Source organism: Peribacillus sp. 05N428, assembly GCF_056397085.1.
The window spans coordinates 61,180-88,170 of sequence record NZ_JBFTMS010000004.1 but is presented as its reverse complement, the minus strand read 5'-3'; the positions used below and the strand labels follow the sequence as shown (position 1 = coordinate 88,170).

The following is a 26,991-nucleotide window of genomic DNA, read 5'->3' as shown; positions in this document are numbered from 1 at the left end:
GCTCTTAAACCATTTCAATTTAAACTATAAGTATTAGAAATGTTGAGCGGAATTTTTGAAAGACATATTTTTTAATGGAAGGAGAAAAATAAAATGAGCAAAGATATTGTTTCATTTCAACCAAAGGAATTAAATTGCATTAGGCTTCCATATGATATCGAACTTGATTATTTAATAGGGAAACCAACTAAATTTGAAATGCCTGTGCTTGGTGGCTTATGCGATGAAACAGTTCGAATTTTCACTTTCAAGATAAAAGATAATGAAAACTCACTAGTTGAAATCATATTTGACGAACAAAACAAAAGCTTTTGCAGTATTGATTTCTATTTTCCTGGCATTGAAAGATTAAGTGATGAGGCCTATTGGAAATTAAAGAATAGAATAAAAAAGGAAGAATTATCCATCATTAAACAAGCTCTTATGATTTTGAAGAGAATTAAAAGAACTAGAGTATATTGTAATTCATTAGAAAAATCATTAAAAAATATAATACGGTAACTTGAATGGATGCCTAAAGTCCATTTGAGTATTAAGAATACAATAGGAGAAGGATAGTTAGTCTTTCTGCTTTCCTTACCCCTTGTTCGCAGATATTCCTCACTCAAAATCAAGAAAGACATCGTTTTACGATGCCCCTTCCCGGTGCTATACAGTTTTGTCCCTAAGACAGTATGATAGACACTCATTTTATAATAGGTTTCAACTGCAACAACATCATTTACCTTACGATATTTTTTTTCAAAGCATTTGAAGCTTGGTTAAAGTAGGTATTATCTAATTCGAAACCAATAAAGTTCCGATTTAGATTTATAGCAGCCTGACCTGTTGATCCTGAACCCATAAAACAATCTAATACTGTTTCACCTTCATTGGTATGAGTTGCAATGATTTTTTCGAGAACAGGAACTGGCTTTTGACAAGGATGAAATCTCACTTTTCCGCTAACTATAGGTGATTCATAAGAAGCCTTATCATAATAAGAATTAAATGTTCTTTTTTTCCCTTTAGTATAGGAAATAAAATACTCTCTTRAATTTGACAAATAATTTACTTTCGCATTTATTGGGACCGGATTGGTTTTTTCCCAAATCCCTATTCTTTGTTGTTTCAACTTCAGATTTTCCGCAACTTTTGATATATCACTCATTTTAAAAATATCGTAAAAAATGACCATTGTTCCGCCTGGAACTAGAACTCTTTTAAATTCTTGTAAAAGAGAAAACCAATTTACACTATTCTCTTTTAAATCCCATACACCAAATTCCATTGAAATAGAACCATATTTTTTTTGGTCACCACCGCCACTTTTAAAATTCGTCTTTCTAGATATAAAATATGGCGGATCCGTACAGATTAAATGAACTGAATTACTATCAATCTTTTTAATTTCATTAATGGCGTCACCATTTATTAAATTCAATTTTCTTGCTGATCTATGTACAGTCACTTTATTTATCCCCAATCTGATTTAATTCTCTTAGTTAACTAAGGTGTTTGAATTAAATTCGATATGCCTAATAAAAAACAAGGGGATACATAAACTTCTTTAATAAATTAATTATCTCTTCTCAAAACCTCAGCCTTTGAAGGGCGTTTTTTAGGTTTTTAACTTTTATCCCGTTAAAAAAGCTACCAATGATGGCAGCTTACTTATAGGAGTGCACCTAGGGAAAAAGGTATGACTGCAATTTACTTTGATAATGCAGTTATATCTCCCCTTTACTGACGAAAAGTAATTATTTTTCCTTTTCCTCACCTCTATATTTCTACTTCTTCTTGAAAACACGTATAACATTCTAAGTAAAATCTTTTTTCATCGTTTCACTAGAAAATGTTTAACACATTAACTTAAAAATAAGTGGGTATACGACGAAGAAATCCTGAGATATAATCTTCAACTAAAGAATTGAACGAAACATTCCATAAGCACCCTAAATAAAAAACTCTCCGATTTTCACTAAAGAGTTTTTTTTCAAATATTAACAATGTACAGAACGAGCGTGTACATAGCTATGCCAAGCGATTAAATGGCATAACTTGGATTCACTACCGTGCCCCGCAACTTAAATTATTAATTACCACAATAGTCTAGTAACTATTGCGCTAAAGAAAGACCTGTGAAAGAAATTTTTTTGAATTCTTTTATACTAAATTTTTAAAACTCCATATTTGCTTTGCAATATCTGCGAGGTATTTACTTCTGTTTATGATTTCATCAAAATCCCACTTCTTTTTCTTACATAGTTCTTTTGTTAATAGAATATTGGACTGACCATATCTCTGTTTTTTTTCTTCAAATGGATTATTTGAAGCCCCAATATTCAATTCACTTCCCAAAAGAGTTAGGTTACCAATACGATTAACAAATAGTTGATGCTCAGAAGCTCTTGATCCTAGCTCCTTTTCCCAGGTGCTAACAATTACTTTGGATCTTTTTCGCAATTCCCTAGGCATTATATGTTCTATATGAACATCAGTTCTCGAACTAATCATTTTCTCCTTTGTATTGTTTGTTAAAGCATTTTCAATCATTTCCAAGATATATTTTGTCTGTGGGGACCTTGTAAAGTCTCTACTTTGGAAACTCAAATAGAACTCGGTATCACTCGGGGTCCGCTTTTGTAAGTACCCAATTATATAGTTTATGGGATCTTCTTTATCAAATGCTTCCAAAGACAGGTGATTATAAATCCTGTCAATATCCCTAGTAGAAATGTTGCATATACTTCTTCTAAGGGTGAACACTTCAATAGCTTTTAGAATTTTTAATAATTGCTCATTCTTAAGTTCCATCGAAACGCATTTTATTAGCAATGGATAGCAAGTTGTAGCCTCAATACGAACTAAGGTATTTAATCTTTCATCAACTCTTTTTACACCTAAAATTCCATTGTACAACTTTACGTACACTTCCGATTTAAGCCATATATCCTCAACAAGATTTAAAATATCGTCTGTATTATCAATGAGTTTTTGAAATCTGGAATACAATTTTGGAATAGGGACTATACCGTATTCAATTGAGAATAAATAGTGCCTAAAAAATCGGACCTTATCATGCCGGACAGATTCTATTTCTTCTATATTCTCAATAATTCTATCCCATATCTCTATACATTCTTCCAACATAGATTCATTAGAAGCGATCGTACTTAGAAGGTAGTTTTTTATTAAATCCACTGAAGAAAGAGACAATCCTCGATTATTTAGTGTTTCAAACAGCCTAAATGCATCGTAGTAGGAATCCGTTACCATTAAAACAAGATCAAATGACTCCAATAATCTCGTATACACATTCTGCCACTGTATACCTTTTTCTTGAAGTTTTTCTTTAAAAAAGAAATATGCTTGAATTATTTTTTCTGATTTAGCCTCGTCTTTTGTTACCCGTTTCTCCACTAATCTTTTGAATACCTTATTGTCTTTTCTACCCAGAATGAGTTTAGCTTCTTGGTCATCTATTGTTGAACTCTTTAAAAAATAGTTATTTATATATCCAGCTCGGTCTTTGTCTATTTCCTCCGCAAAATCTCTGATGGCTGTCAGTGCTATTAAGGCAGTAGTAATGCGTTGCTGACCATCGACTACTTCAAAAAAACTAAACCCTTTTTTGCGTTCCGAACCAATGGTAATAACAAAACCAAGAAAATGCGTTTCTTCTCCTTCAAGCTTAATCAAATCCTCCCATAAATCATTCCATTGATCCTTTCCCCAATTATAGGTTCTTTGATAAAGTGGTATCCGGTAAACCTCATTAACACTTCCGAGCATTTTACCAATACTTAATCTCTTTGTATCAATTGACATATTTCCCTCACTCCTAAAGTTGGAACAAATAACAATAAATACATTATGTGCATAAACGCACATTTTTAAACATATTTTGAGCGTTTGCGCTTTTTTTATTTTTTTTCGAAAAATTTTTGTTATGATTATTCCAAAAATATAAATAGGAATTCTATTAACTATGGAGAGGTTTTAATAATGTTAAATATAGGGGAAAAATTAAAGACTTTAAGGCAAGAAAAGAGCTATTCACTAATCAATTTAGAAGAATTGTCAGGTGTTCATAGAACTACTATAAATAGAATAGAAAATAATACACAATCTCCATCGATTGAAACCTTATTAAAGCTTTGTAATTCTTTAGAAACCTCCATTACTTATTTTTTTGACAGTGAGGATATTTCAGCAGATATGATGAACTTAATAGATACTGCAAAAAAACTTTCACCAAATCAGAGACAGAAAATAACTGAAATGATTGAATCCCTTATATCGGGAAAACAGTGTTAAAGAAAATCTATACTAATAAAGACTATTAATCTTGGAATTTTCTTAGGATATTACAACATTGTGGTACTTAAAATAAAGAAACATTGTTATCTTTTTATTGGGGAAATGCTCCGGATAATACTATAAATCAGATAAAAGGCCATTTTTCTGTTATCGAACAATCAGCTGAATAAAGATTGCTGTTGTTGCTCCACTAATAGACTATTGTCACAGCTCCTATTCCTAATAGTAAAGATGTGTATCTAATAAGAAAACATATTATTTGACTGGACTTATTTTCAACAGAAGATATTTGTAAGTAAGTTAAGAGAAGAGAAGAAGATAACTATAAGGTGAATGTGTTTTAATTTCCAAAGGACCACTTATATTGGATTGTCGTGGTCCTCCTCATTTTTTCTTAGCGTGTTAAATATATACCTTTACACCCGTCATACTTATTTCCAAATTAACTGTATAATTTATCCTTTGTCACTCCAAATTGAACTAAACCCGAAATTGGTTAAGCTACAATTTCGCTTGTTTTTTCTCCAGCTCTATATCATTTAATAAATACTCATAGTAAATATCCATTTCGAGTTGTTTTAAGGTTTTCACTTCAATTTCTAAGAAGTACATAAGGATCCATCTTGTTTTATTGCTTAAATTATTTGATAGATGTAATGTATTATCTAAAAAATTACGAAACAAATAATACTGAGCTGGTATGCTCAATTCCTCTATTTTATTTATAATTTGATTACTCCAATCATCTGCTGAATTACTAAAAGTCATTTTATTAACCCCCATCGATCATTTACTCTTAGCTGACTAAGGTATCTGAATTAAATTCTATTTATACCCTAGAGACAAGGGGATAATAATAATATTTTTTATGAACTTTTATTAATAAAGACATTGGTCCAAACCGATATATAAATTTGTTGCTGTAAGGTAACCATAGCATCAGCTAAATCAAGCAAAGATAACACTCCTCAAAGAATATTCAGGCCCTATAGTTTCATATATCAATGTAATTTTTTGAAGAGTTAAGTATTTGAAAGAGGCAGCTCCGGGTATATTGTTGTAGAATAATTTTCACTTGTCGCCCAAATGGTTCCACCGTATTTATCAACAATGGCACGAGCAAGTCCAATACATGCTCCCCCTTATGTTCTTAACGAGATTCATCTACCCGATAAAACCTTTCAAAAATTAATGATAAACTTTCCTTTGATATTTCTACACCCATATTCGTCAAGCGAAATCTCAGTATTGCATTATCTTCTTGTCTAGTAAGATGTACAGACTCATTTTCCGGTGTATAAAGAACAGTATTATCAAATAGGTTAATAAGAACTTGGATCAAGTAAGCCTGATCGATCCATATCTTTGGAAACTTCTCAGGTAAATCCATATCGAATTTTATAGAATTGCCCATTCGGGGAGAAACGTGGTTACAATCTGATGCGTAACTATTCTTACGTTAATCCATCTCGTATAGCTTCTATATAACCGCGAATAGTTGAGAGTGGTGTTCGTAGTTGATGCACCACATCCAGACATGTGTCCGGCGTAACCTTTCAATACTCCCCAACTCCCGGCTTATTTGAAATGAATGAGCTAAGGCAACGTTTTCGTTATTGCTATCAACATCAGCTTGTACACGCTATCCCCTTTTGCAACTTTCTGAGTAAGCTCACGCATTTTATCTAATGGAAAGACGATGGCTCACCCCTTCAGAACATACTCTGAAGGATTTTTTATGTTCATATAACCTAGATTATTAGAAGTTGAGGGTATTAAACTAATAGCCTCGTCTAATAATTAAAACTGATGAATATAATAATCGTGAATTTCATAGAAAAGTGGAATATAAATTTTGAAAGGGGATTTTTATGAGTACGGAAAAACGAAAAAGATTATGTCAGGAATTTGCAAGAATCTTAAACGGAGACGGAATGATTACTCCAGAAGGGGTATGCTTGGTACAAAAGTTTCGTAATATTAGATTTACTATTCTTGACCGTAGAACACAATCTCCATTAGTCAATCCGCAATTTTTTACGTTTGAAAATGTTGATAGTAGGGGAAATGCGTTAAATTTAGGGGAAACAGTTCTTTTACAAGAAGAAGTTAACCCGTTATTAACTGAACTTCGAAAAAGGGACATTTTAGTTACATCTATTCATAATCACTGGTTATTTGAAGAACCACGGGCAATGTATATGCACTTTGAATCGGTTGAACCACCACTAGATTTTGCCAAAAAAGTAAGAGATGCATTTAGAGTATTAAAAGTGTAGTCAGACTATCAAAGGCAAACTTATTGAAGTAATTGCATTAGTTTTAATCTTTCCGGGCTGGCTAACACTTTGGATGGCAGCTTTAAGTGATACAGGCGCTGCATTAATTGTTATATTAAATGCATTAAGGTTGTTAAAATTTAAAGAATAAATGTTAATGAGATGTTTCTACAGAAGAAACATCTCATTTTTTACATCATAGATAATTCTTTATTTTTTCATATCTTTCATCATTTTCATACAATCTTTTTTGCTCATGTTTTTCATCATTTCCATACAATCTTTTTCACTCATTTTTTTCATCATTTCCATACAGTCTTTCTTAGTCATTGTCATACAATCTTCTTCACTCATCGTTTTATGTTCCATAGGACTAGCTGCAAAGACTGTGCCCCCAACTGCCATTAGTGCAACCAAAGATAATCCCGCAAACGCTTTTTTTATATTCATATTTCTTCCCTCCTCTATGTAATAAGGACAAAGTTTATAAAACACTCTATCTACTACTTGATTGTAGTAGAAGAAAAAAATAGTGTCAATATGTTACTACACATTTGTAGTATTTATAATGGCATGAAAGATATAATATGCCACAGAAATGACACACATCCTGTTATCAAAGTAATAAAAATAAAGTGTAGAACCGAGACCATCCATTCTTTTTTAGTTAAAAAGGGCATGGAAAATGTCCCTGTCAAAAGAAACTCAATACGAACATCCTGAAGTTCTCCATTTTGAAAATGAACGGTTGAGAAAGGCATGGACGAAGAATACGACATTAATTTATATAGGGCTGATGCTATGGGTTTTAGCCCCACTTGTTCAATTGCAAACGTATCCGCAGCTAATTCCTTTTTAGTCACATAACGTTGCAATATTTTTTGAGATACAGGCATGAAGAAGAATAGGCGTGCTAAACATTTATATAACGACAATTTAAAAGGATCCTTGTCTTTATAATGACAATATTCATGTTCCAATACAGCTTTTACTTCATCTGAATCTAGTATCTGAACAAGACCTGTACTAATGACAATTTGAGAATAAATAAATCCATACGTAAAAGCTATAGGTCGCTTATCATCAATAACATGAATTCGGATTGAATACTTTTGCTGAAAATTTTCTATCTCTTGAGGGAGCTGCCCCCTTTTATAAGGGATTAGAGTAGAGAGAAATCGTTTTGTTTTTTGAATAACATCTACAAAATAAACGACAAATAATATACATGCAACCAATAGTAAAATAAACAAAAGCTTGAATACTTGTTCCCATGAATGACTATTACAACACATCAGCATTGAATCCCACAAACTTTGATTTTCATGATGGTAGGCAAAAAAGCAGAGGGAAAATAAACTTACGATACTAACTGAGCATGCAATGTAGGTGCTATACAGGCGAGATAAGTGCATTACGATTTTTCACCTTTCTCTAAACTTTGAATGAGCTGTTTTAGTTTATTTAGTTGATCAGGATTATGGCCAACAGCATCTACAAACTGTGCAATAGCAATATCACCATAGTTTCCGAGAATTTGTTCTACTTTCTCAGAAGAAGTCTGTTGAACTAGCTCATCCTGATTATAACGAGCTTTATATAGGTATCCCTTACCTACCTTATTTCGTGTAAGAATTCCCTTTTTATCTAAACGATTCATAATCGTCATGATCGTTGTGTAAGCATAATTATTTTGTTTGTTTAACTCTATCAAGACTTCCTGAACTGTTGCTTCATTTTTAGACCAAATAATTTTCATTACTTCTAATTCAAGAGGACCTAAGATTTTTGGCAACACTTTATAGTAGGGTTCACACATAGGGTTACTTTCACCACCTTCAATTCATTCCTATTTTATATTATCAAAGAAATACACTTATATGTGAAATAAATGTACATATAAAACAATGTTTACTCTATATCAATCTAGTAAGCATAAGTAACGGGAGCTTGTTATGCAAGCTCCTGTCTAAATAGAATTTAGGAAGCTTTACCTACCGGTTGGACACCTGATCCACTACAATATCGACAACATCCTACCCCTAGACAACAACGGCATTTGTGCATACACCCACCTCCATGAAATGACTACACCACGTATTTATATTCGCGGTGCCGGGTTTGAGCATGCCCATGACTACATATATAGCCTTATAGCCTTATAACCTTATATTTGACATTATTGCATTTGTCACTCGACACTTCTTACAGTAAAAAAGCGTCCTGTTATACAGAAACGCCTTTTTAGATATAAGATATAAGATATAAGATGTTACAGTTTACTCAACCTCATGGTTCTTAAATGTTTTCCCATCATGGTAATAAAGTTCAGAGCCTAAATTAACATTTCTTTCTTCTTTCAATTGACGAATAAGCTCTTCACTTTTTGCTTTATTCATTTCTTTATACCAGGTTCCTTGTGGATATAGAACAGCGATTGGACCATGCTTGCATTGGCCGTTACATAATGTTTTTGTTGTGTGGATCTCCTTTTGCAGCTCTAAGTTTTTCAATTCTCCCCTAATGGTCTCTGTTACTTCTTCTGCTCCATTTTTCGTGCATGTTTTCCCGTTGCAAATTAATAGATGTTTGCTAACCCCATCTAAGTTCATAAAAAATTCCCCTTTATTCTTCGAATTTATTTGACCTCTATAACAAATGGATAGCTATTGACTTTACCATCAAATTTAAATTCTCCCCATACTTTGTAAATCCCAGGTTTATCAAATTTTGTTTCAAAGACTGTCTTTTCTTCTGATGTAGGGTGCACATGAACAAATTTTTCACCCATATCATCCAAAATAACAACATGCCCTAGAGCACCCAGATAGGGCTCTGGAGTAGTCTCTTTCGTATCAAAACTTAACGTCACAGCTTTGTTTATCCCTAGCTCTGTAGTGTTTAATTCAACTGTCTTCTCATTGATAGTTTTTGTTAAGTTTGTATCAACCTTTAATGAATTTCCTTCATGTTCACTATGACCTTTACCCACCTGCAGTTCTATCGGACTAACCTGATAAGCAAGGTTTTTTGGTTTAATATCAACAAACGCTTTATAAGAGTTTTCAGGTAGGGCGAACTTCAGAGTATAAACGCCATTTCCTTTTTCCTCAGGATGTAAATGATAATAATCTTCTAAGTCTGCACTTACAATAATTAAATGCATTATTTTTTCATGTGATATTTCTAATTTAGGTGAATTTTGCTCTTTATCCTTCACATCGATGGTAATTATACCTTCTTCATATTTTACGTTTGTGACCACTTCACTTTGTAATTGATCTACATGATCTGAATGCCCTGTATCCTCACCATCACTTTTTTGGCTTGTATGATTATCGTTATGTGCTTGCTCATTAATAGATTCTTTTTCCTCGTTATTTGCCGCATGGGTATCCGTGTGATCGTTATTACTGCCCAAGCTTGCAAATACGGTATATCCGCCAATTACTAACCCGAGATAAACAATGGCTGAAATCGCCCAGGTTAGCATGTTTTTTTGTTTCATAAAAACACTCCTTTCTTTATAGATAGATTATCCTTTTAACTTAATCCTTTGTAATCTGAGTGCGTTTAAAACAACTGAAACTGAACTAAATGCCATTGCTACTCCTGCAAGCCACGGTGCCAGAAATCCTAGGGCTGCAATTGGAACTCCTATAGCATTATAAGCAAAGGCCCAAAATAAATTTTGCTTGATATTTCGAATCGTCATTTTACTCATAAAAATGGCATCGGCAATACTATTTAAGTCTCCTCTGATTAAGGTGATATCAGCAGCTTCCATTGCTACATCCGTACCCGTACCGATTGCCATCCCAATATCAGCAGTAGCTAACGCTGGAGCATCGTTAATTCCATCACCGACCATTGCTACAATCTTTCCAGATTTTTGAAGCTTTTTAACTTCCTCTGCCTTTCCTTCAGGCAGGACTTCTGCTATAACATGGTCAATTCCTACTTCATTTGCAATTGCTTGAGCTGTCTGCTTGTTATCTCCAGTAATCATAACAACCTCCAGACCCATCTCTTTTAACCTTGCGATAGCTTTTTGAGAGGTTTCTTTAATTGTATCCGCGACTGCAATCACTCCAGCAAACTGGTTATCAATGGCTACTAGCATTGCAGTCTTGCCTTGTTTCTCTAAGTTTTCCATCTTGGGTAATATACCCCTAATATCAATGTTATTTTTCTTCATAAGTCGGCGCGTTCCGATCAGCAAGGATTTGGTTTCAACTTTAGACTCGATTCCAAAGCCAGGAATGGCTTCGAAGTGTTCTGAGCTGCCTAGTTCAATCCCTTTTTCTTTAATCCCCTCAACAATCGCCTCAGCTAACGGATGTTCAGAATTTCTCTCTGCAGTACCGACTAATTTTAAAAATTCCTTTTCTTCAAACCCATTTGAGAGAATAACATCTGTAAGTGTTGGTTTTCCATTTGTTACAGTTCCCGTTTTATCAAGAATCACTGTATCCACCCGATGAGTGGTTTCAAGATGTTCTCCGCCTTTAAATAAAATCCCATATTCAGCTGCTCGACCTGACCCTGCCATAATGGACGTAGGAGTAGCTAGGCCTAGAGCACATGGACAGGCGATCACTAATACGGCAATTAATTTTTCAAGAGCTACTGCAAACTCTCCTGGACTTACAAAAAAGTACCACACAAGAAACGTAATAATCGCTATACCCACTACAATAGGGACAAATATTCCTGAGATGACATCGGCTAAGCGTTGAATAGGCGCTTTTGATCCTTGTGCTTCTTCGACTACTTTGATAATTTGAGCTAAGGCGGTATCTTTTCCTACCTTTGTTGCCTTAACCTTTAGAAACCCGTTTTTGTTAATGGTTGAGCCAATTACTAAATCTCCTACTGTTTTATCAACAGGAATACTTTCCCCTGTAATCATTGACTCATCCAGGGCAGATCTCCCTTCAAATATTTCTCCGTCTACAGGCACCTTTTCACCTGGTTTAACATAAACGATATCTCCAGCTATCACCTCTTCGATAGGTAAATTCATTTCTTGACCGTCTCTTAAAACTGTGGCTGTTTTTGCTTGCAAACCCATAAGCTTTTTAATGGCTTCCGATGAACGTCCCTTTGCTTTTGCTTCAAATAACTTACCTAATATAATAAGAGTAATTAACACGGCACTTGTTTCAAAATATAATTCCACCATGTGTGCATCGGACCCTATTGACAAAATGCTTAAATAAACACTATAGAAATAAGCTGCAGAGGTGCCAAGTGCAACTAAAACATCCATGTTTGCACTTTTATTCCTTAATGCTTTAAAGGCGCCTACGTAAAACTGACCTCCAACTAAGAATTGAACAGGAGTCGCAAGTGCGAGTTGGACCCATGGATTCATGAACATCTCTGGTAGCCAAATAAAAGAGGTAAATTCAAAATGACTGACCATCGCCCAAAGTAAAGGGATGGACAAAATAGAAGAGAATATGAATTTTCCTGTTTGTTTCTCAATTTCCTTCTGTCTATGATCAACCTTTTCGCCTGTAGTTTCTTGCTTTTGTTCTAAATGATAACCCAATTTCTTAATGGCATCCTTCATATCTGGGACCGAAACTTCGTCAGGATTATATTCTACAAGGGCTGATTCTAAGGCGAAGTTTACAGTTGCACTTTGTATTCCATCTAACTTGTTTAAACGTTTTTCAATCCTGTTAGCACATGCTGCGCATGTCATACCAGATATATCAAATTCCGCTTTTTCACTAACCACTTTATACCCTAAGGATTCTACTTTATCTTTAAGTTGGTTAACACTTGATTTGGATGGATCAAACGTTACTTTTGATTTTTCTAAAGCAAAATTCACGCTTGCATCCTCTACTCCATCTATTTTTTTTAGACCTTTTTCTATTCTCACTGCACATGCAGCACACGTCATGCCAGCTATTTGAAGTGTTGTTTCTTTTTTATCGCTCATAACCTTACACTCCTATCACCACATACTATAGTGGGGTATATTTTTAGGGAAGAAAACGTGCCGGGACGAGACAGCACGTTTTTTCAATTCCTTAGTGACAACTTTGATCTTTAGATAATTTACTCAGCTCTACATCATAACCTTGGCCCTCTATAATGTCAGTAATTCCCTTTAAAGAAACTACTTTCGGATCAAATGATACCTCTACTTTTTCTTCATTTAAGTGAACCTTTACAAAAAGAACTCCATTCATTTTTCCTACGTTCCCTTCAATTGAATTAATACAATGCCCACATGACATTCCTTTCACTACTAATATTACATTCTCCATTCTTTTGTCCTCCTTAATTTATGTTAGATGATCTATTTTAATAACACAAACCATACCCTGGTATAGTATATGAATTTTAGGAAGAAATCGTGCTTTAATCAGCACGTTCTTTATTAAAATTATTGTATATCATAACCTTGATCTTCTATAACGTCAGTAATTCCCTTTAAAGAGACCATTTTCGAATTAAATGATACTTCTACTTTTTCTTCATTTAAGTGAACTTTTACAAAATGAACACCATTTAATTTCCCTACATTTCCCTCAATTGAATTTATACAATGCCCACATGACATTCCTTTCACTGTTAATATTACATTCTCCATTTCTTACTCCTCCTTATTTTATGTCAGTTGATCTATTTTAATTACTTAAACCATACCCCTGTATAGTATATTAATTTCTGAAAGAAATCGTGCTTTAATCAGCAGGTTCTGTATTAATTTTATTGTACATCATAACCTTGGTCATCAATTGTTTCTTTGATCTTATCAATACTAACTTCGTTCGGATTAAACACTACACTAACAGTTCCAGAATCTAAGTTTACTTTAACAGTGGTAACTCCAGATAATTCGCCTACATTGCCTTCAATTGAATTTATACAATGCCCACATGACATTCCTTTTACGTTAAGAGTCATTTTTTCCATATCGCTTAGTCTCCTTTTATTTTTTCATTAATTTTTGAATTGTCACCATTACCTCATCTAAAATCTCCGTATCCCCTTCTTGAATTCTTTCTAAAACACATGACTTCATATGCCCTTCAAGTAAAATACGAGCGACACTATTTAATGCTGATTGAGTCGCAGATATTTGAGTAATGACATCATCACAATACGTATCCTTTTCAATTAATCCTTTTATTCCTCGAATTTGTCCTTCAATTCGATTCAATCTTGATACTAAATTTTTTTTCACTTTATCTGAATGATGGCTCTTTCTTTCACCGTCTGATGAGCAGTATTGATCAATTTCAACAATTTTATCAAGACATTCTGAATTCATCGACATTGCCTCACCTCCTTAATTACATAATACTATACCCCTCTATGGTATGTGAAGGTTTTTTTATAAAAAGTTTTAAAATAGGTATTTGACATAGATTCTATTTACTTTACTAGGGTTTGCTTAAAAATACTTAAGTGTATCTATACTAACCTAATGCATGTATGAATATATTTTTCATGTTGTTAGTTAAAGATTATTTTAAACTTTTTCCAAAAAGAAATTTCTGATGAAATCAAAAATATACCACCTAAAGTTATAATCCTTTTAAATCCCACTCTCGATTTTAATAAATCCTTATTCAATAACACTCCATTATCTTTATTTAACACGTTGAACAACCACTTCTCAATAATTCTCACCGATCCACTCATTGTATTTTTATGTCTTTTGTTACCAAATGATACGGGAAAATTGCACCAGTATAAAATGATTATTTTTAGCATTTTTTGGAATTTTTTTCTATACCATAGATATGTTATATAAGCTGCAATAGATCGAACCAGGTTCATATCCTGCTGTAGCCATAAGGAATGTAAGTGCTCGGCCGTAGCTTTTCATTCCTACAATATCAATGAAGCATCTGTTTCATGGTTAAACCATTCTGGATTAGCGACTGGACTTTTAATTATGTACTTTACTGCATTTTTTGTGAAATTTTAAGGGATGCCTTAAATAGAAGAATCTAAAAGTTGGTTTTGGAGCAAAAGTATTAATATGTTTGGACTAAAAAGCCTTTTAATGTGGAAGTCAGTTTGTATCTAATTGTACGGGATTTATAAAATTTCATAAGTTTAGGGATTTCTGAAGGCCATTGGATAACGTACGACCATCATTCAAAAAGGTTACTCTTAGAGTTCAAAACATAATTTTTTACACCGAATGAAAAGTATAATTCATTGCAGTTGTAGGAAAGCACTTAGTGGCATGTAGTCCCCTCAGCCAAGATTCCAATTATTCCAATTAAGCGTTTCAATCCTACAATTAAATAGAGGAGGGGGAGTTATTCACCAAAATGAACAACTCCCCCCTTATTTTTACCTAAGCATTAGCAACAGTTACTACCGCCAATTAAAACTAAGCCTACACCATCTTGATTTTCTTCTTTGTCTAATGTGAATTCCTCAGTTGAAGCAATTTGAGAATCTACTGCCACTTTAATTCCGTTAATGTTCTGGATAACATCTGTTTCTTGTGGGGCATCTAAAGACAATGCCATTTGTGGGCCGCAACAACCTGCGACCGAGTATAGACGAATTCCTTCTGCACCATTTTCATTTAACACATTTTCTAAAAGTTGTTTTGCTTCATCTGTTATCTTCATATTAATTCCTCCCCTTTTCTTTTATACATTAGGAAATATTCTTTTTAATGCTTCTTTCATTTCTGGTTTCACCTTAATTTTAGGACGTGCGGACTTAGCCATTTCCTCTGCTTCTTCAATAGACTTTCCCTTACCCAAAGTCAACAAGGTCACAACGGCAACAGTACCCGTACGATTGCTTCCGCCAGCACAATGAAAATACACTTTTTTTCCTTCATTATATGCTTTTACGACATGAGCGATCGACGTTTTAATGGATTAATCTTGGTGTTCAGCATCATCGACAATGGGACTATGCAGGCGGTTATATGCAGTTTCGTCAGGTGCTTCTGCACTCAAATCAAAAATTATATCTGCCCCCTCATTTTCCATCATTTCTTTCACATCATCTGCTCCACCGATGAAGATGCGATCTTTAATTAATTCATGATAATTCTTTGCGGTCAATTATATTTCCCCTCCAACTAAGGTTTTTTGACCAAAATTTGCACAGTTAATGTGTATAATCTTTCAACTTGTCATATCCGATCTTTTCTTCTAGCATCCATGGAATAATGACACATTTTCCAAATGACTTATCGTTAACTTCATGAATCCATTCTTTTTCTGCCGATGCTTTCCCGCTTAGTACAGGGTCAATCGTATTTGTAGTATATAGAATCTGATTAATCACCCACCACTGTGGGGTAATATTGGCCCTTCTTAAATCATCTTGTAATCGGGATGCTTCTAACACGGGTGTGGCTTCTGCAAGCGTGACAATTACAACAGCTGTTTCTTCTGCATTCCTAATTTGAGGAAGCAGTTTTGTTACACTTTCAGGGACTTCACCTGTTGACTTCGAAATCTCTTTACTATAAGACTGTGCAGCATCCAACAATAACAACGTGTGACCCGTTGGCGCCGTGTCAATAACGACCATTTCATTTTCTGATTTAGCTACAATTTCAGCAAAGGCTCGGAAAACGGCTATTTCCTCTGTACAAGGTGAATTAAGATCTTCCACTAAATAAGCGAGTCCTTCTTCATCTAAATCTGAGCCTGCTTTTGTAATGACATCTGCTTTGTATTTTTCCACTTCTTCTTTTGGATTAATGCTGCTGATCGTTAAGTTTTGATTGAATTGATCATTTTCGAATTGGTAATTCAAGTGCCCCGCAGGATCTGTTGTCGTTAAGTGTACACGGTGCCCCTTTTCCACTAAACCAACGGCAATAGCGGAAGCAACCGTTGTTTTCCCCACTCCGCCTTTCCCCATTGTGAAAATAAGCTTTGTATTATTTGATGAGAAATCAGTGATCATTTCATTCAATCTTGGAAGATTCGCTGTGTAATCTTCATATGTCACCATCTTTGATGGGATCGTGTATTGTTTAAATAAATATCGTAAATTGTCTATCCCTGTTAAGGGAAAAGAAACAAACGGTAACGAATAAACAGCGATCTGTTTTAAATGTTCTGGTATGTGCTGCAATGCGTTTCGTTGTCGGTGATAAAAGGCGGATGACACTTCATCTTCTTCAAGGTGTGTCTGAAGAAGCCCATTCACGATAAGTATTTGGTTTTTCACGCCAATTTCTTTGAGTTCATTGGATGCACGGTCTGCTTCAAATAAGGATGAGGCATCAGGTCTTGTAACTAGGATTAATGTGGTTTTACTTGGATTGGAAAGGACCTCCACAGTTTTAGAATAAAGGTCTTTTTTGTCCGCCAACCCTGATAAAGGACCTAAGCATGACGCACCGTGTGTGCTTTCTTCCAGGAATCCACTCCATGCCGTCGGAAGCTGTAAAAGCCTTAACGTATGCCCAGTTGGAGCGGTGTCAAAGATAATATGGTCATACTGATTGACTATGTCAACATTAGTCAACAAATTGGAAAATTCATCAAATGCAGCAATCTCCACCGTACATGCTCCCGATAATTGTTCTTCCATGGTGGCAACGACCGAATCAGGTAGCTTTCCTTTATATGGACCCACCACTTTGTCACGATACGCTCTCGCTGAAGCTTCTGGATCTAAATTACTGGCAAATAAATTATCAACACCTGGTACGGCTATGGGTGAATTGGTTAACGCTATTCCAAATACATCTTGTAAGTTGGAAGCTGGGTCTGTGCTGATGAGCAACACCTTTTTCCCACTATCAGCTAATGCAACGGCGGTGGCACTGGCTGTCGATGTTTTTCCTACCCCACCTTTTCCTGTTAAAAATAAAAAGGGTGTTTGAATGACATTCTTCGGATTGAAAGATTGAAACATGCTCTTTCCCCTTCTTTCTTTCTTTCTTTCTTATTTCAGTTGATTTAAATCAATGGAAAGACGAGCTTTTGGCTTTTCATTTAACTCATCAGGTTTTATTTCAAACCATTCTCCAAACTCTTCGTTCGTTGGATAACTTCCCTCTTTTACAATCTGATTATTGACTAAAATAATTGGCAAGACGTCAGGTCCTTTTTCATGTAAAGCTTTATTAATCTCAGGGTTATCTACAAACTTAGCAGGATCATTGGTTAATTGATAACGTTTGATATCGAACCCTTTCTTTTCTAAAGAATAAACAGCAGATGCCACCCTTGTTAATTCAGGATCAACACTCGGTCCACATACCCCCGTTGAACAACACATCGCAGGATCAAAGATTTCAACTTTCATCACTTGCTCATCTCCCCTTCATATATAATCATTTACTTATGCCATGGATAAAACGAAAGCCGAGTGATTACTCGGCTTTTCAGTTTTATTTATACGCCCGTTTTAGAGAAACGTTCGATTCTTTCTCTGATTTCATCACGAACACGTTGGAAGGTCGCCCATTTTTCTTCATCGGTTCCTTCCGCTCTTGCTGGGTCATCAAAGCCCCAATGTTCACGCCTCACATGCGGTGGCGTTATTGGACATTTGTCTGCAGCATCGCCACATAATGTGACCACAAAATCGGCATTATTTAAAATGTCAGGGTCAATGATATCGGAAGTTTGATTGGTAATATCCATTCCAACCTCGTTCATCGCTTTAACAGCCTTCGGATTCAAGCCATGTGCTTCAATTCCTGCACTTAGCACTTGCCATTCGTCTCCTAGATATTTCTTACCCCATGCTTCAGCCATTTGACTTCTGCAAGAGTTACCTGTACATAAGAAGTAAAGTGTTTTTTTAGCCATGTTGTTTATCTCCTTTATGAGTAAAATGATGTATTTAGTGAATAATATTCAACCATATATATAAGCCAACTAATGTGATGAACAATGTTGGGATGGTTAAGATGATTCCCGTTTTAAAGTAGGTTCCCCATGAGATTTTCACGCCTTTTAATGAAAGGACATGCAGCCACAATAAGGTAGCCAAAGAACCAATCGGTGTAATTTTTGGTCCCAAGTCCGAACCGATGACATTGGCATAAATAAGGGCTTCCCTAATCGCGCCCGTTGTATTCGTGTCGGAAATGGCAAGAGCGTCTATCATAACCGTCGGCATGTTATTCATAAGCGATGAAAGAATAGCTGCGATGAATCCCATTCCGACAGTAGCAGCGAATAATCCTTGATCAGCCGTTACTTGTATAAGGTCAGCTAAAATGTTCGTCAATCCAACGTTTCTCAATCCATACACCACAACATACATTCCAATGGAGAAGAACACAATCGCCCATGGTGCGCCTTTTACAACAGTTTTGGTATTAACAGCTGGACTTCGCCTTGCCATAAACAAGAAGAAAATGGCGATAACACCTGCAATGATGGATACGGGAATGTTGAAAAATTCACTGATAAAATAACCTACCAACAGAACACCTAAAACAATCCCAGACAGGCGAAACATTTTCACATCCCGAATGGCATCGACTGGCTTCTTCAATTGAGCCATATCATAATTCTTCGGAATGCTCTTTCTGAAGTACAAATATAATACCAGAATGCTTGCTGCTAATGAAAACAGGTTGGGAACGATCATTCTAGATGCGAACTCAATAAACTTGATATCAAAAAAGTCAGCAGAAACAATGTTGACCAAATTACTTACCACAAGCGGTAAGGATGTAGTGTCCGCTATAAACCCACTCGCGATGATAAATGGAAAGATCATTCTCTCTTCCAACTTCAAGTTTCGAACCATCGCCAATACAATCGGAGTTAAGATGAGCGCGGCTCCGTCATTTGCGAAGAACGCAGCGACTAGGGCTCCAAGAATGCTCACATACACAAACATCCTCACTCCATTTCCCTTGGCCGCTCTCGCCATATGTAGAGCTGCCCATTCAAAGAAACCAATTTCATCTAAAATTAAAGAAATAATGATAATAGCAATGAACGCCAACGTCGCGTTCCATACAATACCCGTAACGGTAATTACATCGTTGAAGTCAACAACCCCAACGAGTAAGGCAAGTACCGCACCCCCGCATGCTGACCAGCCGATTGACAATCCCTTGGGTTGCCAGATGACGAATGTCAACGTCAGCAAAAAGATGATACTTGCTAATATAACTATACCCACTGATGTTCTCCTCCTCGTTAGTCACAACAAATTCGTTTTCCTTGTGCTGTTAATTCTTCTAATTTAAATGCTTGACTTGGCAAATCTTTGATGACCGTTTGAATAAATGAGTAATACGGAGATGTTTGATTTAACGAGTAAAATATCCATTGTCCCCTTCTTGCTTCATTCACAATTCCGCTATCTTTCAACTTTCGTAAATGTTGGCTAATAGCAGGTTGGCTCATATCAAACAGGTCAACAAATTCACAGACACAACATTCATGCTCAGACATAATTTTTACCATCGTCAAACGTGTTTTATCACCTAAAAGTTTAAGAACATTTGCCGTAGCTTCTATATCCAACGCTTCATTCGTTTGCATGTTATCCCTCCTAGCCTAATCTAATAAATAATCATATGCTTATGTGGTTATTTAACATCATTGTATAAGTATATTCTTATTTAATCAATCATTAACTATTCAAAACAAAATAATTTTTAATTTTAGTCTGCTTAAAAGAGTTGAAAAAAAATGATACTTATTGAACTTATGTAAGTAAATTGGTTACAGAGTTAAGCTATAAAAGCAATTCTTAATTTTACAAACCAAAGTATTTTTCTTGTTAAATCTAAAGAAAACCAAAGCTCTAATTTTTATGATATTTACGGTGAAGAACATTTTTCTATGACCTTTGAAGTTGATGGGTTAACGCTATTCATGTTAATACATAGATGAGATTGTGAAGTATTGTATTGTATTGTATTAACGTCAATTAGTGAAAAAATTCAAAACTCCCCTTTACCCTGTACTATGGTACAGGGTTTATAATTTATTATGAGGTGAATATGGTGAAATATCTTATAAGTGAGCTTGCAAATAAATGCGGAGTTAATAAAGAAACGATAAGATATTACGAAAGATTTGGACTGATTCCAGAGCCTACTCGAACTAATACTGGTTATAGGACATATCAAGATGTAACCGTCAATCGTATACAGTTCATTAAACGAATGCAAGATTTAGGATTTTCTTTATCAGAAATTGATAAATTACTTGGAGTCGTTGATAAAGACGATGAACGATGTATAGATATGTATGATTTTGTAATTCAAAAAATAGATGAAGTCCAAAAGAAGATAAGAGACTTAAAAAAGATCGAACAAATGCTTAATAATTTAAAAGAATGTTGTCCTGTTGAAAAAACTTTACATGAATGTCCTATTATCGAAACTTTAATGGGTGAAAACAAGAAAACGGAATAAGGCTTATAAAAATATAAATTGTAAAGGTGGAGGAATGATGGAAGATTGTTGTAGTAACCTAAAAACAATAAAAATCGATAATAATGGTAATTGTCCATCTTGTGAAAATAAAGCTAAAAATGTAAAGTTAATTACACTAAAATCATTGCTTAGACCATCTGCATTAGAAACATTAAATGCTAAAGACAATCACTATTTTTGTTCAACCAAAGATTGTGAAGTAGTCTATTTTGATACAAGTAAAAAAAAGTACATTGTATCTGACATAAAGGTAGCTGTTCATCAAAAAAATGACTCAGTGACTACACCAATTTGTTATTGTTTTGATTGGACAAAGGAAAAAATTAAACAATATGTAGAAAAAGGAATTAATCCTAATCCAGTAGAACATATTCGTGAAAACATAAAAGAAAATAGATGTGGTTGTGAGGTAAACAACCCTCAAGGTAGTTGTTGTTTAGGAAATGTTACAAAGTTTACTAATCAATTATCATAGGAGGATTTTATGGATTATTGTGAAGTTATGAGAGAAATGATTGGAAATTCCCCATTGATAGTAGTAAGGCCAAGTGTAGCTATTATTAATAATAAAGGAGAAATTATACTGTATAGATATGCAGGTGGAACATGGGGGATTCCTGGTGGTATTTTGCAGTTAAATGAGTCAGTTGAGGAATGTATTAAAAGAAATGTACAAGAAGATTTTGGGTTAACGTTAAATTCATTACAATTATTTGGTGTTTATTCTGGTATGGAATTATCTAAGAAACCAGAGGACGTTGGTGATGAGTATCACATTGTTGCAATAGGATATTTATGTACTCACTATGAAGGAGAATTAACTCCTGATGAGAATCAGGCAATTGAGGCTCAATTTTTTAAACTAGATCAATTACCTGAAGAAACAGATCCATTCATTAAGAACAAGTTAGTTGAATTAAAAGGGCAAATTATAAATGTAGTTACACCGTAATGAAGTTGCAGACAAAAAAAATAAAGTATGAATCAATTCTATATTGGGTTTAAGAATCGATTTTCTTAATGAACTAACATGTGCTTTACTTCATTATCAGGAGCTGACCAGCAGCTCCTTTTCTTATGCAACTATCGGGGCAGGATAATTCAGTAACGTCGCATAAGACATATAGTGAACAAATAAAAAAAGACAGTGTACCATGTGGTATTATCCCCTTCAAGTAGACAGAGAAAAAAGAGAACATGATAAAATGTTCTTAACTGTCAATCTGGAGGGGATTTTTTGTATGGCAAAAAAGGGGCAAACGTTTCAAGCGTATACAGAAGAATTAAAGAGAGAAGTGGTTCGTCTGAAGGTGGAGGAAGGTTGGTCATATCGCCAGATTCGTGAGCGTTTTGGTATTAAAAGTGATGCACAGGTAGCGAGTTGGGTGAAGAAAGTGCAGAATAACGAGTCTTTTGAAGATCAACGTGGTGTATGGAACCGTAAGAATTTTTCTAGTGTCGAAGAGGAAAATGCCTATCTAAAAGCGCAGGTGGATTATTTAAAAAAGCGCAATCCAAATCTACATGGGAAGGAATGGTCCTGAAAGCCGAAAGGTTTCAAATAATCGATGGTTTGAGGAAAACGCACCCACTTTCGTGGCTATTAAAAATCGCTGAAGTTTCAAAGGCTGGATACTACAAATGGCGGAAGGCACAGTCTGCTCGTTCTTTGCGACTTGAGAAAAATCTATGGATAAAAGAACATATTTTAGCCATCCATAAGCTACACCCCTACTACGGATATAAACGGATGACTGGAGCTTTGTCCAGAGAAGGAATCGTTGTAAACCACAAGCGTGTTCGTCGATTGATGAGAGAGTTGGGGGTCCAATCTGTCATTCGGAAGAAACGCCCTTTCTACGGCCGAAGAGGGTCAGTTGTATTTCATAATGTCTTAAATCGTGAATTCTACGCAGAGATGAGGTTTCATAAGTTAGTAACAGATATAACCTATGTACGGATTGGAGACACGTTTGCCTACCTTTCCGCCGAATTAGATTTGTATAATAATGAAATTGTTGCATGGGAAGTTTCTACACGAAATGATCTTGAATTGGTTCATAATACACTAAACCAGCTAAGGGACAAGCCGTTTAGCAAGGGGGCTCTCCTGCACTCAGATCAAGGATTCCAATATACGACGAAATCATATGAAAATCAGGTGAAGGAACTCGGCATTCGAGGAAGCCACTCTCGTCGTGGCAATTGTCACGACAACGCGTGTATAGAAAGCTTCTTCTCACATTTAAAAACAGAAAAGTTATATTTAAAATGTCCAAAAACAGCAGAGCAAGCTTATCTAGCTATTCAAGAGTATATAGAGTTTTACAATACGGCTCGCTTTCAAGAGAAATTCAACGGCCTTTCCCCAATTGAATATCGAGAAAAGGCCGCAGCTTAAAAAATACTCTTTTTTTATTGTCTACTTGACAGGGTTATGTGCAATGCTGCCTCTTTTTTTATGGGTTAAAGAACACGCAGAATTATTTAATCTTATCTAATGAAATTATTCTATGTTTTAATTCTGAATTCATATCTAAAACACCTATCACAATTTGATTATCTTCCGTCAATGTTATGTATCTAAAATAATCATCATCAGAAATCAACAAATCGGTGTCATTCGTCGTTTTTTCCATTTTGGCAAATACATCTACTGTGTACTCAAGGTGAAAAAAATCATCCAATCCTTTGCTTGAGCTACCTACCCAGGTATACAGAAAATCTTTCAGTGTGATTTGTTCAATTCCCGATAATTGTTTCTTGAATTTTAACTTATCTACTGTAACGCTTATCAATTTCATCACTCCTTAACGAGTCTTAATTATATATATTGAAGTCTCCTCCAACAATGCTATTTGCGTAACATTCCGTTTACAGTTTAGTTACTAAGGGACAGGTTTGTTGCAAAAGCTTTTGGGAAAGATACCTACAAAATTAAAAGTAGGTGGTTCTTATTGAAGAAAAAACTCTATGTGATTTTCTGTATCTTGTTTTTTATAAATAATACTGCTGTTTTTGCAAGGCAAGAAGCACCAAGTCAAGAATTAATTAATAAGTATTATTTCGATGTTAATTTAAATGGGGTTAAAGATATATATTTCTTCAGAGAATTTCCCTTCTATAATGATAAAGGACAAGTTTCACTTTTAGGTAGGGCAGTATTATCTGTATTACAGGGTGATATATGGACGTGGGTTAGGGAGCCAAGGATTTATGTTAAAGAAAACATTGCTTATATACATGCAGTCAAGTTAGATGGATTAAATTTTTTATATACACTAAAAAAAGAAAATAACGTCTGGAAAGTCGTTAAAACTGAGAAGAAGAAACTTCCTACGGTCGGTAGTGAAGTTATACTCGAACAGGCATTTTTGAGATCTATCGGTACAGAGATACTCAATGTAACAAAAAAGTATTATGGTGAATCAAGGCTCTTTGATTCGGAAAGAGTTATCGATATTGTTCGTGATGAATTCGATGATAAATACGATATAACAATTCAAATTGTTACTTATGAAGGACCTAGAATGCCACCTTACGGTTTCGATACAATTACTTTACGAATACCAGGTTTTGAAGTGATAAAATACGAGCATATTGACGTTTCGAATATTGGAAAAATACCATTAGAAGCCCACTAAAATATAAAACATCTTATAGAACTCCCATGAAAATTAAAAAAGCTCAAAATCCAAAAAAATCACAACAAAATAGACCCAGTAAAAACGCTTTTAAAAAAAAGGCTGAGCCTTATGAGTGATCTGATTGAGTTTGATCAATCGTTAAACAAAAACCTCCAATTATAGCAAATTAAGTAGAGGCTAGCGCGACAGTCGGTGGTACACCGTGGTCGTCGGAGTCAGACTAACGGATGGGCTCAAAGGCACCATAGTTCAACGACCTTCTTCGCCAGCCATTAAAACATTATCGACATAGAGACCAATTTTCATTCTCTGTGGTGAAGCGCTGATTTTTGCGCTTCATGGATGGCTAACGGGTGCGGTAGCTCCATGGGCAAAAGAAGACACAATAAGTGGTCCGACTATCCAAAAATAATTTAATATTGCATCTCGAAATAAAAAGTATCAAAAAAGACCAGCCTAATTTCAGACTGGTCTTTTGGTTTATTCGCAACAAGAATTATTTTTGATCTCCAATCTCGCTAACACAGGACTGCCACAGCATGAACCATCCTTTGTTTCATTTGCAGGAAGATCAGATTCGCAAGAATTAGATGCAAGATTCACACTGCAAACTCCTGTTTCAGGGAGTTCCAAGTGTACTTCTTTTGCCCCCTCTACATCCCCTGTGAGATAAGCCACCACGGAACGGACTTGTTCGTAGCCTGTCGCCAGTAAGAATGTAGGTGCTCTTCCATAACTCTTCATGCCAACAATATAGAAGTTCTTTTCAGGATGTCGTAGTTCTTGTTCACCATGCGGCCGCACCGTTCCACAACTATGAATATTAGGATCAATTAACGGAGCAAGCGCTTCTATGCTTTCCACAGCTGAATCAAGGTTTATCCTTATTTCATTTAAAAAGGATGTATCTGGTCTGAACCCCGTACTCACAACGATTTCATTGATCTCACCGATTGTGGTTTTTTCTCCGTCAAGTTCCCCCACCACAGTGATTTTATTGTTCGTTGGATACACTCCGTTAATATGGAAGGGAGTAAGAATATTGATTCGTCCAGACTCCACTAATTGCTGAATTCTAGTGCCCAATTCTCCACGAGCTGCCAAGCCATCGTTTTCTTGCCCGCCGTACACTTCATGGATTTGTTTTTTACGAAGAACCCAGTAGATCTTTGTATCCGTAAATTTCTGCTGTAAAGTGGCCAAATCCAATAGAGCATTTATGGCAGAATGACCGCTTCCGATCACCACGGTGGATTTATTTTGATATCTGTTTTCTAATTGTTCGACGTTAGGGATGCCATAGTGGATTTGATTGTGTAATTGTTTCTCCGCATTCGTCCAAATTCCACTTGAAAGGATGGGGTTTGGATTGGTCCAAGTACCTGAGGAATCAATCACTGCTTTCGCTTCAATGACTTGTGTGTCACCATTCACTTCTACATACAGTTGAAAGGGAACCGTGTCTCGTTCTCCTGTTTTTAATTTATCATGAGCCTTTTTGGCAACACCGACTACTTTTGCCTGTAACATAATCTGTTCTTTTATTTCTGGAAGGTTACTTAGCGGAAGAAGGTACTCTTCTACCAGTTCGCGACCTGTTGGCAAAGCATTTTCGTCAGGTGACGTCCATCCTGCGTTCTCCAGCAGTTCCTTTGCTGTTTGATCGATGTTATACTGCCATGGGGAAAACATTCTGACATGCCCCCACTCCAGCATGCTGGAACCAACCGAATCTCCCGCTTCCAGTACGATAAACTTCTCCCCTTTTTTCAGTAAATGAGCGGCAGCGGCAAGCCCTACAGGACCCCCGCCTATAATTGCTACGGGTAAAGCACTTTCATCAAATTGAACCATCATTATTCCCTCCTATATTTCGTTTAAAAAAGTTGTAATTTGCAAGTATTGTCGAAAAATTATACTACCCCCAAGGAGTAGTACAACATACGGAAGACTTCAACATTCGATCATTAAGCAATGTCAGAGACCGCACGACGGATTCCTTTTCAAACTCATTCATCGTCTTGAAGATTTCATTCAAATAATCATTTATTTGTTGATCGATGGTTTGATTGATTTTCACGCCTTCATCGGTTAGGGAAAGGATAGAAATTCTCCGATCTTCTACATCAGGCGTTTTAGTGACTAAATTCAATTTTATTAGGGATTGGATTTGTCGACTGAACGTCGTAATATCCGTTCCTAGTGTTTCTGCAATCTGCTGGATGGAAGCTTTTTTTTGTCTGTTTATTTCATACAGGATATGGCTTTGAACGAGGGATATCTCAATTCCATCAGCGCTGCAACAATTTTTATTCAATAATCCAAAACGTCTTGTCAAGAGTTGGAAGAGACCTCTAAGGTTTTCATTTTCCATTAC

The 26,991-nt window shown here is 35.4% G+C and carries 32 protein-coding genes and 2 pseudogenes; 9 read left to right on the top strand and 25 right to left on the bottom strand.

From position 1 onward, the window contains the following. Nucleotides 1-93: 93 nt before the first annotated feature. Nucleotides 94-501 carry a hypothetical protein gene (locus AC1DIV_RS05410; protein ID WP_336864801.1) on the top strand — a complete coding sequence of 136 codons (408 nt, stop codon included), beginning with the start codon at nt 94-96 and terminating at the stop codon, nt 499-501. 220 nt (nt 502-721) lie between these two features. Here AC1DIV_RS05410 and AC1DIV_RS05405 read toward each other — a convergent pair whose 3' ends face one another. Together AC1DIV_RS05405 and AC1DIV_RS05400 are read right to left on the bottom strand one after the other, a co-directional pair. Next, nucleotides 722-1,450 (bottom strand): DNA-methyltransferase, encoded by a 729-nt coding sequence (locus AC1DIV_RS05405; protein ID WP_477575925.1) that lies wholly within the window; start codon nt 1,448-1,450, stop codon nt 722-724. Between the two features lie 695 nt (nt 1,451-2,145). Continuing rightward, nucleotides 2,146-3,810 carry a DUF262 domain-containing protein gene (locus tag AC1DIV_RS05400; protein ID WP_336864805.1) on the bottom strand — a complete coding sequence of 555 codons (1,665 nt, stop codon included), beginning with the start codon at nt 3,808-3,810 and terminating at the stop codon, nt 2,146-2,148. Nucleotides 3,811-3,987: 177 nt separating this feature from the next. Here AC1DIV_RS05400 and AC1DIV_RS05395 point away from each other — a divergent pair, with 177 nt between their 5' ends. Further along, a complete protein-coding gene (locus AC1DIV_RS05395) occupies nt 3,988-4,299 on the top strand; it encodes a helix-turn-helix domain-containing protein (RefSeq protein WP_336864807.1) in 312 nt (103 codons plus the stop codon). 504 nt (nt 4,300-4,803) lie between these two features. Here the strand turns inward: AC1DIV_RS05395 and AC1DIV_RS05390 are convergent. From AC1DIV_RS05390 to AC1DIV_RS05380, 3 genes are all read right to left on the bottom strand, one after another. Then, nucleotides 4,804-5,070: a hypothetical protein gene (locus AC1DIV_RS05390; RefSeq protein ID WP_336864809.1), complete on the bottom strand. Its 267-nt coding sequence runs from the start codon at nt 5,068-5,070 to the stop codon at nt 4,804-4,806. 382 nt (nt 5,071-5,452) lie between these two features. Further along, nucleotides 5,453-5,692, bottom strand: a complete 240-nt coding sequence (locus AC1DIV_RS05385; RefSeq protein ID WP_477576026.1) for an ATP-binding protein — start codon at nt 5,690-5,692, stop codon at nt 5,453-5,455. 64 nt (nt 5,693-5,756) lie between these two features. Then, nucleotides 5,757-5,828 (bottom strand): histidine kinase dimerization/phospho-acceptor domain-containing protein, encoded by a 72-nt coding sequence (locus AC1DIV_RS05380; RefSeq protein WP_477576024.1) that lies wholly within the window; start codon nt 5,826-5,828, stop codon nt 5,757-5,759. A gap of 345 nt (nt 5,829-6,173) precedes the next feature. Here AC1DIV_RS05380 and AC1DIV_RS05375 point away from each other — a divergent pair, with 345 nt between their 5' ends. Beyond that, nucleotides 6,174-6,581, top strand: a complete 408-nt coding sequence (locus tag AC1DIV_RS05375; protein ID WP_336864811.1) for a DUF1259 domain-containing protein — start codon at nt 6,174-6,176, stop codon at nt 6,579-6,581. Nucleotides 6,582-6,791: 210 nt separating this feature from the next. Here the strand turns inward: AC1DIV_RS05375 and AC1DIV_RS05370 are convergent, their stop codons facing one another. The 17 genes and pseudogenes from AC1DIV_RS05370 to AC1DIV_RS05290 all read right to left on the bottom strand — a co-directional run bounded on the left by AC1DIV_RS05370 (nt 6,792) and on the right by AC1DIV_RS05290 (nt 20,065). Further along, nucleotides 6,792-7,031 (bottom strand): hypothetical protein, encoded by a 240-nt coding sequence (locus AC1DIV_RS05370; protein WP_336864812.1) that lies wholly within the window; start codon nt 7,029-7,031, stop codon nt 6,792-6,794. A 113-nt stretch (nt 7,032-7,144) separates the two neighbouring features. Further along, a complete protein-coding gene (locus tag AC1DIV_RS05365; protein WP_340876962.1) occupies nt 7,145-7,996 on the bottom strand; it encodes a M56 family metallopeptidase in 852 nt (283 codons plus the stop codon). Then, the gene (locus AC1DIV_RS05360) at nt 7,996-8,400 is read right to left on the bottom strand and encodes a BlaI/MecI/CopY family transcriptional regulator (protein WP_336864816.1); all 405 of its coding nucleotides are present in this window, start codon (nt 8,398-8,400) and stop codon (nt 7,996-7,998) included. Before AC1DIV_RS05360 ends, AC1DIV_RS05365 begins: the two co-directional genes overlap by 1 nt. Nucleotides 8,401-8,860: 460 nt before the next feature. Beyond that, on the bottom strand, nt 8,861-9,193 hold the full coding sequence (locus AC1DIV_RS05355; RefSeq protein ID WP_336864818.1) for a (2Fe-2S) ferredoxin domain-containing protein: 333 nt from the start codon (nt 9,191-9,193) through the stop codon (nt 8,861-8,863). Nucleotides 9,194-9,219: 26 nt separating this feature from the next. Next, nucleotides 9,220-10,089 carry a hypothetical protein gene (locus AC1DIV_RS05350; protein ID WP_336864820.1) on the bottom strand — a complete coding sequence of 290 codons (870 nt, stop codon included), beginning with the start codon at nt 10,087-10,089 and terminating at the stop codon, nt 9,220-9,222. A gap of 27 nt (nt 10,090-10,116) precedes the next feature. Beyond that, nucleotides 10,117-12,537: a heavy metal translocating P-type ATPase gene (locus tag AC1DIV_RS05345; RefSeq protein ID WP_340876963.1), complete on the bottom strand. Its 2,421-nt coding sequence runs from the start codon at nt 12,535-12,537 to the stop codon at nt 10,117-10,119. Nucleotides 12,538-12,628: 91 nt separating this feature from the next. Continuing rightward, nucleotides 12,629-12,868 carry a copper chaperone CopZ gene (gene copZ / locus AC1DIV_RS05340; RefSeq protein WP_340876964.1) on the bottom strand — a complete coding sequence of 80 codons (240 nt, stop codon included), beginning with the start codon at nt 12,866-12,868 and terminating at the stop codon, nt 12,629-12,631. A gap of 119 nt (nt 12,869-12,987) precedes the next feature. After that, on the bottom strand, nt 12,988-13,194 hold the full coding sequence (copZ, locus tag AC1DIV_RS05335; protein ID WP_340876965.1) for a copper chaperone CopZ: 207 nt from the start codon (nt 13,192-13,194) through the stop codon (nt 12,988-12,990). Between the two features lie 119 nt (nt 13,195-13,313). Further along, complete coding sequence (gene copZ, locus AC1DIV_RS05330; RefSeq protein ID WP_101222666.1) at nt 13,314-13,520, bottom strand: copper chaperone CopZ; 207 nt, start codon at nt 13,518-13,520, stop codon at nt 13,314-13,316. A 16-nt stretch (nt 13,521-13,536) separates the two neighbouring features. Further along, nucleotides 13,537-13,878, bottom strand: coding sequence for a metal-sensitive transcriptional regulator (locus AC1DIV_RS05325; RefSeq protein ID WP_340878556.1), 342 nt, complete (start codon nt 13,876-13,878; stop codon nt 13,537-13,539). A 1,048-nt stretch (nt 13,879-14,926) separates the two neighbouring features. After that, a complete protein-coding gene (locus tag AC1DIV_RS05320) occupies nt 14,927-15,202 on the bottom strand; it encodes an adhesin (protein ID WP_340876967.1) in 276 nt (91 codons plus the stop codon). 21 nt (nt 15,203-15,223) lie between these two features. Next, nucleotides 15,224-15,649, bottom strand: a pseudogene (locus AC1DIV_RS05315) (protein-tyrosine phosphatase family protein). Between the two features lie 46 nt (nt 15,650-15,695). Continuing rightward, nucleotides 15,696-17,465, bottom strand: a complete 1,770-nt coding sequence (gene arsA / locus AC1DIV_RS05310) for an arsenical pump-driving ATPase (RefSeq protein ID WP_340876968.1) — start codon at nt 17,463-17,465, stop codon at nt 15,696-15,698. A 30-nt stretch (nt 17,466-17,495) separates the two neighbouring features. Beyond that, complete coding sequence (gene arsD / locus AC1DIV_RS05305) at nt 17,496-17,861, bottom strand: arsenite efflux transporter metallochaperone ArsD (protein WP_340876969.1); 366 nt, start codon at nt 17,859-17,861, stop codon at nt 17,496-17,498. 86 nt (nt 17,862-17,947) lie between these two features. Next, the gene (gene arsC, locus AC1DIV_RS05300) at nt 17,948-18,367 is read right to left on the bottom strand and encodes an arsenate reductase (thioredoxin) (protein ID WP_340876970.1); all 420 of its coding nucleotides are present in this window, start codon (nt 18,365-18,367) and stop codon (nt 17,948-17,950) included. Nucleotides 18,368-18,401: 34 nt separating this feature from the next. After that, nucleotides 18,402-19,700 (bottom strand): arsenic transporter, encoded by a 1,299-nt coding sequence (locus AC1DIV_RS05295; RefSeq protein WP_477575923.1) that lies wholly within the window; start codon nt 19,698-19,700, stop codon nt 18,402-18,404. Between the two features lie 17 nt (nt 19,701-19,717). After that, nucleotides 19,718-20,065 (bottom strand): ArsR/SmtB family transcription factor, encoded by a 348-nt coding sequence (locus tag AC1DIV_RS05290; RefSeq protein ID WP_340876972.1) that lies wholly within the window; start codon nt 20,063-20,065, stop codon nt 19,718-19,720. A 167-nt stretch (nt 20,066-20,232) separates the two neighbouring features. On the opposite strand from AC1DIV_RS05290, the pseudogene AC1DIV_RS05285 reads away from it, so the two are divergent. The 5 genes and pseudogenes from AC1DIV_RS05285 to AC1DIV_RS05265 all read left to right on the top strand — a co-directional run. Then, nucleotides 20,233-20,413: pseudogene (locus AC1DIV_RS05285) on the top strand (VOC family protein); the annotation flags it as partial. Nucleotides 20,414-20,532: 119 nt separating this feature from the next. After that, the gene (gene merR / locus AC1DIV_RS05280; RefSeq protein WP_340878558.1) at nt 20,533-20,946 is read left to right on the top strand and encodes an Hg(II)-responsive transcriptional regulator; all 414 of its coding nucleotides are present in this window, start codon (nt 20,533-20,535) and stop codon (nt 20,944-20,946) included. A gap of 37 nt (nt 20,947-20,983) precedes the next feature. After that, on the top strand, nt 20,984-21,442 hold the full coding sequence (locus AC1DIV_RS05275) for a putative iron-sulfur cluster-binding metallochaperone (RefSeq protein ID WP_340878560.1): 459 nt from the start codon (nt 20,984-20,986) through the stop codon (nt 21,440-21,442). Between the two features lie 9 nt (nt 21,443-21,451). Beyond that, a complete protein-coding gene (locus AC1DIV_RS05270; RefSeq protein WP_340876973.1) occupies nt 21,452-21,919 on the top strand; it encodes an NUDIX domain-containing protein in 468 nt (155 codons plus the stop codon). Between the two features lie 289 nt (nt 21,920-22,208). Next, nucleotides 22,209-23,368, top strand: a protein-coding gene (locus AC1DIV_RS05265) for an IS3 family transposase (protein WP_445670131.1) whose coding sequence is annotated in 2 segments (ribosomal slippage) — nt 22,209-22,467 and nt 22,467-23,368 — 1,161 coding nt in all. Because the reading frame shifts where the segments join, the coding sequence is not laid out codon by codon here. A gap of 82 nt (nt 23,369-23,450) precedes the next feature. Here the strand turns inward: AC1DIV_RS05265 and AC1DIV_RS05260 are convergent. Next, nucleotides 23,451-23,765, bottom strand: a complete 315-nt coding sequence (locus tag AC1DIV_RS05260; protein ID WP_340876974.1) for a hypothetical protein — start codon at nt 23,763-23,765, stop codon at nt 23,451-23,453. 159 nt (nt 23,766-23,924) lie between these two features. Here AC1DIV_RS05260 and AC1DIV_RS05255 point away from each other — a divergent pair, with 159 nt between their 5' ends. Then, complete coding sequence (locus AC1DIV_RS05255; RefSeq protein WP_340876975.1) at nt 23,925-24,611, top strand: DUF3888 domain-containing protein; 687 nt, start codon at nt 23,925-23,927, stop codon at nt 24,609-24,611. A 483-nt stretch (nt 24,612-25,094) separates the two neighbouring features. On the opposite strand, the gene AC1DIV_RS05250 is transcribed toward AC1DIV_RS05255, so the two are convergent. Together AC1DIV_RS05250 and AC1DIV_RS05245 are read right to left on the bottom strand one after the other, a co-directional pair. After that, nucleotides 25,095-26,471: an NAD(P)-binding domain-containing protein gene (locus AC1DIV_RS05250; RefSeq protein ID WP_340876976.1), complete on the bottom strand. Its 1,377-nt coding sequence runs from the start codon at nt 26,469-26,471 to the stop codon at nt 25,095-25,097. 61 nt (nt 26,472-26,532) lie between these two features. Next, the gene (locus AC1DIV_RS05245) at nt 26,533-26,988 is read right to left on the bottom strand and encodes a MarR family winged helix-turn-helix transcriptional regulator (protein WP_340876978.1); all 456 of its coding nucleotides are present in this window, start codon (nt 26,986-26,988) and stop codon (nt 26,533-26,535) included. Between the last annotated feature and the right edge of the window lie 3 nt (nt 26,989-26,991).